Source organism: Microbacterium sp. C448, from assembly GCF_000582705.2.
GTDB classification, from domain to species: domain Bacteria; phylum Actinomycetota; class Actinomycetes; order Actinomycetales; family Microbacteriaceae; genus Microbacterium; species Microbacterium lacus_A.
The window spans coordinates 1-4,281 of record NZ_HG779703.1 but is presented as its reverse complement, the minus strand read 5'-3'; the positions used below and the strand labels follow the sequence as shown (position 1 = coordinate 4,281).

The following is a 4,281-nucleotide window of genomic DNA, read 5'->3' as shown; positions in this document are numbered from 1 at the left end:
TATTGCCTTGGGCCGATACCATCCGCGCGTCATCAACCTGTACGCTTTGACGCCACGGCTTTGTGCAATGCCCACACTCTTTTGACCTGACTTTCGCTGCACCTGGCCAGTTTCGCCGTTTCCGCGATGCTATGCCCAGCAGTGCGCAGCGCAATGATCCGATCATGCGCCAGTGTGTCGGCCTTACGGCCGGTGTAGCGGCCGGCCTGCTTGGCCAGCTCCACGCCTTGCCGCTGACGCTCGCGCCGATCCTCGTAGTCATCGCGTGCGATCTGCAACGCCAGCTTCAAAAGCATGTCCTGGACGGATTCCAGAACAACCTTGGCCACGCCCTTCGCCTCGGCGGCCAGCTCCGTCAAATCCACCACACCAGGCACGGCTAGCCTGGCGCCCTTGGCCCGGATCGAGGCCACCAGGCGTTCGGCCTCGGCCAGCGGCAAGCGGCTGATTCGGTCGATCTTCTCCGCAACCACGACTTCACCAGGTTGCAGGTCGGCAATCAGGCGCAGCAGCTCGGCGCGATCGGCGCGTGCGCCGCTGGCTTTCTCGCGGTAGATGCCGGCGACGTAAAAGCCGGCCGCCTTCGTGCTCTCCACGATGGCATCCTGCCGGCTTAGGTCTTGTTCCTCCGTGCTCACGCGCAGGTAGATGCGTGCGACTTTCATGCGGGCCTCCTGGTCATTTTGGGTATAGGGAAAATGACCATTGTTTCACGCCTAGCCAAAAAGGGAAGGTTCCCGGTTCAAATGTCGTTTTCAGAAGACGGCTGCACTGAACGTCAGAAGCCGACTGCACTATAGCAGCGGAGGGGTTGGATCCATCAGGCAACGACGGGCTGCTGCCGGCCATCAGCGGACGCAGGGAGGACTTTCCGCAACCGGCCGTTCGATGCGGCACCGATGGCCTTCGCGCAGGGGTAGTGAATCCGCCAGGATTGACTTGCGCTGCCCTACCTCTCACTAGTGAGGGGCGGCAGCGCATCAAGCGGTGAGCGCACTCCGGCACCGCCAACTTTCAGCACATGCGTGTAAATCATCGTCGTAGAGACGTCGGAATGGCCGAGCAGATCCTGCACGGTTCGAATGTCGTAACCGCTGCGGAGCAAGGCCGTCGCGAACGAGTGGCGGAGGGTGTGCGGTGTGGCGGGCTTCGTGATGCCTGCTTGTTCTACGGCACGTTTGAAGGCGCGCTGAAAGGTCTGGTCATACATGTGATGGCGACGCACGACACCGCTCCGTGGATCGGTCGAATGCGTGTGCTGCGCAAAAACCCAGAACCACGGCCAGGAATGCCCGGCGCGCGGATACTTCCGCTCAAGGGCGTCGGGAAGCGCAACGCCGCTGCGGCCCTCGGCCTGGTCCTTCAGCCACCATGCCCGTGCACGCGACAGCTGCTCGCGCAGGCTGGGTGCCAAGCTCTCGGGTAACATCAAGGCCCGATCCTTGGAGCCCTTGCCCTCCCGCACGATGATCGTGCCGTGATCGAAATCCAGATCCTTGACCCGCAGTTGCAAACCCTCACTGATCCGCATGCCCGTTCCATACAGAAGCTGGGCGAACAAACGATGCTCGCCTTCCAGAAAACCGAGGATGCGAACCACTTCATCCGGGGTCAGCACCACCGGCAAGCGCCGCGACGGCCGAGGTCTTCCGATCTCCTGAAGCCAGGGCAGATCCGTGCACAGCACCTTGCCGTAGAAGAACAGCAAGGCCGCCAATGCCTGACGATGCGTGGAGACCGAAACCTTGCGCTCGTTCGCCAGCCAGGACAGAAATGCCTCGACTTCGCTGCTGCCCAAGGTTGCCGGGTGACGCACACCGTGGAAACGGATGAAGGCACGAACCCAGTGGACATAAGCCTGTTCGGTTCGTAAGCTGTAATGCAAGTAGCGTATGCGCTCACGCAACTGGTCCAGAACCTTGACCGAACGCAGCGGTGGTAACGGCGCAGTGGCGGTTTTCATGGCTTGTTATGACTGTTTTTTTGTACAGTCTATGCCTCGGGCATCCAAGCAGCAAGCGCGTTACGCCGTGGGTCGATGTTTGATGTTATGGAGCAGCAACGATGTTACGCAGCAGGGCAGTCGCCCTAAAACAAAGTTAGATGCACTAAGCACATAATTGCTCACAGCCAAACTATCAGGTCAAGTCTGCTTTTATTATTTTTAAGCGTGCATAATAAGCCCTACACAAATTGGGAGATATATCATGAAAGGCTGGCTTTTTCTTGTTATCGCAATAGTTGGCGAAGTAATCGCAACATCCGCATTAAAATCTAGCGAGGGCTTTACTAAGCTTGCCCCTTCCGCCGTTGTCATAATCGGTTATGGCATCGCATTTTATTTTCTTTCTCTGGTTCTGAAATCCATCCCTGTCGGTGTTGCTTATGCAGTCTGGTCGGGACTCGGCGTCGTCATAATTACAGCCATTGCCTGGTTGCTTCATGGGCAAAAGCTTGATGCGTGGGGCTTTGTAGGTATGGGGCTCATAATTGCTGCCTTTTTGCTCGCCCGATCCCCATCGTGGAAGTCGCTGCGGAGGCCGACGCCATGGTGACGGTGTTCGGCATTCTGAATCTCACCGAGGACTCCTTCTTCGATGAGAGCCGGCGGCTAGACCCCGCCGGCGCTGTCACCGCGGCGATCGAAATGCTGCGAGTCGGATCAGACGTCGTGGATGTCGGACCGGCCGCCAGCCATCCGGACGCGAGGCCTGTATCGCCGGCCGATGAGATCAGACGTATTGCGCCGCTCTTAGACGCCCTGTCCGATCAGATGCACCGTGTTTCAATCGACAGCTTCCAACCGGAAACCCAGCGCTATGCGCTCAAGCGCGGCGTGGGCTACCTGAACGATATCCAAGGATTTCCTGACCCTGCGCTCTATCCCGATATTGCTGAGGCGGACTGCAGGCTGGTGGTTATGCACTCAGCGCAGCGGGATGGCATCGCCACCCGCACCGGTCACCTTCGACCCGAAGACGCGCTCGACGAGATTGTGCGGTTCTTCGAGGCGCGGGTTTCCGCCTTGCGACGGAGCGGGGTCGCTGCCGACCGGCTCATCCTCGATCCGGGGATGGGATTTTTCTTGAGCCCCGCACCGGAAACATCGCTGCACGTGCTGTCGAACCTTCAAAAGCTGAAGTCGGCGTTGGGGCTTCCGCTATTGGTCTCGGTGTCGCGGAAATCCTTCTTGGGCGCCACCGTTGGCCTTCCTGTAAAGGATCTGGGTCCAGCGAGCCTTGCGGCGGAACTTCACGCGATCGGCAATGGCGCTGACTACGTCCGCACCCACGCGCCTGGAGATCTGCGAAGCGCAATCACCTTCTCGGAAACCCTCGCGAAATTTCGCAGTCGCGACGCCAGAGACCGAGGGTTAGATCATGCCTAGCATTCACCTTCCGGCCGCCCGCTAGCGGACCCTGGTCAGGTTCCGCGAAGGTGGGCGCAGACATGCTGGGCTCGTCAGGATCAAACTGCACTATGAGGCGGCGGTTCATACCGCGCCAGGGGAGCGAATGGACAGCGAGGAGCCTCCGAACGTTCGGGTCGCCTGCTCGGGTGATATCGACGAGGTTGTGCGGCTGATGCACGACGCTGCGGCGTGGATGTCCGCCAAGGGAACGCCCGCCTGGGACGTCGCGCGGATCGACCGGACATTCGCGGAGACCTTCGTCCTGAGATCCGAGCTCCTAGTCGCGAGTTGCAGCGACGGCATCGTCGGCTGTTGCACCTTGTCGGCCGAGGATCCCGAGTTCTGGCCCGACGCCCTCAAGGGGGAGGCCGCATATCTGCACAAGCTCGCGGTGCGACGGACACATGCGGGCCGGGGTGTCAGCTCCGCGCTGATCGAGGCTTGCCGCCATGCCGCGCGAACGCAGGGGTGCGCCAAGCTGCGGCTCGACTGCCACCCGAACCTGCGTGGCCTATACGAGCGGCTCGGATTCACCCACGTCGACACTTTCAATCCCGGCTGGGATCCAACCTTCATCGCAGAACGCCTAGAACTCGAAATCTAACGTCCGTTCGGGCATCGAGGTCCATGTCGGGGTGGGACGGGCCCGTGGCTTCAAGATCACTTGCAGTCCGACCGCGATGTCTTGGTTGCGCGAGAGGTTGTCGATATCTGTTGATTTGCACCCAAATTTGACCCGGGATTTGCATTGAATTTTGACCCACCCCTTGTTGTCAGAATTATGTCTCGATTTTCAGTTTGCGGGTCTGTTTTTCCTCCTGCTTATTCTGAGTTGAACTGGCTCTTCGCAATTGAGGGTGTAGTCGGCG

The 4,281-nt window shown here is 59.7% G+C and carries 5 protein-coding genes; 3 read left to right on the top strand and 2 right to left on the bottom strand.

All coding sequences use genetic code 11. The features are described 5' to 3' along the window. Positions 1 to 32: 32 nt before the first annotated feature. Both MIC448_RS10370 and intI1 read right to left on the bottom strand, forming a co-directional pair. Positions 33 to 665, bottom strand: a complete 633-nt coding sequence (locus MIC448_RS10370; protein ID WP_036299198.1) for a recombinase family protein — start codon at positions 663 to 665, stop codon at positions 33 to 35. A 284-nt stretch (positions 666 to 949) separates the two neighbouring features. Next, positions 950 to 1,963: a class 1 integron integrase IntI1 gene (gene intI1, locus MIC448_RS10365; RefSeq protein ID WP_000845048.1), complete on the bottom strand. Its 1,014-nt coding sequence runs from the start codon at positions 1,961 to 1,963 to the stop codon at positions 950 to 952. Positions 1,964 to 2,207: 244 nt separating this feature from the next. On the opposite strand from intI1, the gene MIC448_RS10360 reads away from it, so the two are divergent. From MIC448_RS10360 to MIC448_RS10350, 3 genes are all read left to right on the top strand, one after another. Next, the gene (locus MIC448_RS10360; protein WP_000679427.1) at positions 2,208 to 2,555 is read left to right on the top strand and encodes a quaternary ammonium compound efflux SMR transporter QacE delta 1; all 348 of its coding nucleotides are present in this window, start codon (positions 2,208 to 2,210) and stop codon (positions 2,553 to 2,555) included. Next, positions 2,549 to 3,388: a sulfonamide-resistant dihydropteroate synthase Sul1 gene (gene sul1 / locus MIC448_RS10355; RefSeq protein ID WP_000259031.1), complete on the top strand. Its 840-nt coding sequence runs from the start codon at positions 2,549 to 2,551 to the stop codon at positions 3,386 to 3,388. The genes MIC448_RS10360 and sul1 overlap by 7 nt, the downstream gene beginning before the upstream one ends. Positions 3,389 to 3,515: 127 nt before the next feature. Continuing rightward, positions 3,516 to 4,016 carry a GNAT family N-acetyltransferase gene (locus MIC448_RS10350; protein WP_000376623.1) on the top strand — a complete coding sequence of 167 codons (501 nt, stop codon included), beginning with the start codon at positions 3,516 to 3,518 and terminating at the stop codon, positions 4,014 to 4,016. Positions 4,017 to 4,281: the final 265 nt, after the last annotated feature.

What these genes read in the sequence shown, in the direction of transcription:
- intI1 (WP_000845048.1), bottom strand. Translation starts at nt 1,963, where the DNA reads ATGAAAACCGCCACTGCGCCGTTACCACCGCTGCGTTCGGTCAAGGTT.
- MIC448_RS10350 (WP_000376623.1), top strand. Translation starts at nt 3,516, where the DNA reads ATGGACAGCGAGGAGCCTCCGAACGTTCGGGTCGCCTGCTCGGGTGAT.
- sul1 (WP_000259031.1), top strand. Translation starts at nt 2,549, where the DNA reads ATGGTGACGGTGTTCGGCATTCTGAATCTCACCGAGGACTCCTTCTTC.
- MIC448_RS10370 (WP_036299198.1), bottom strand. Translation starts at nt 665, where the DNA reads ATGAAAGTCGCACGCATCTACCTGCGCGTGAGCACGGAGGAACAAGAC.
- MIC448_RS10360 (WP_000679427.1), top strand. Translation starts at nt 2,208, where the DNA reads ATGAAAGGCTGGCTTTTTCTTGTTATCGCAATAGTTGGCGAAGTAATC.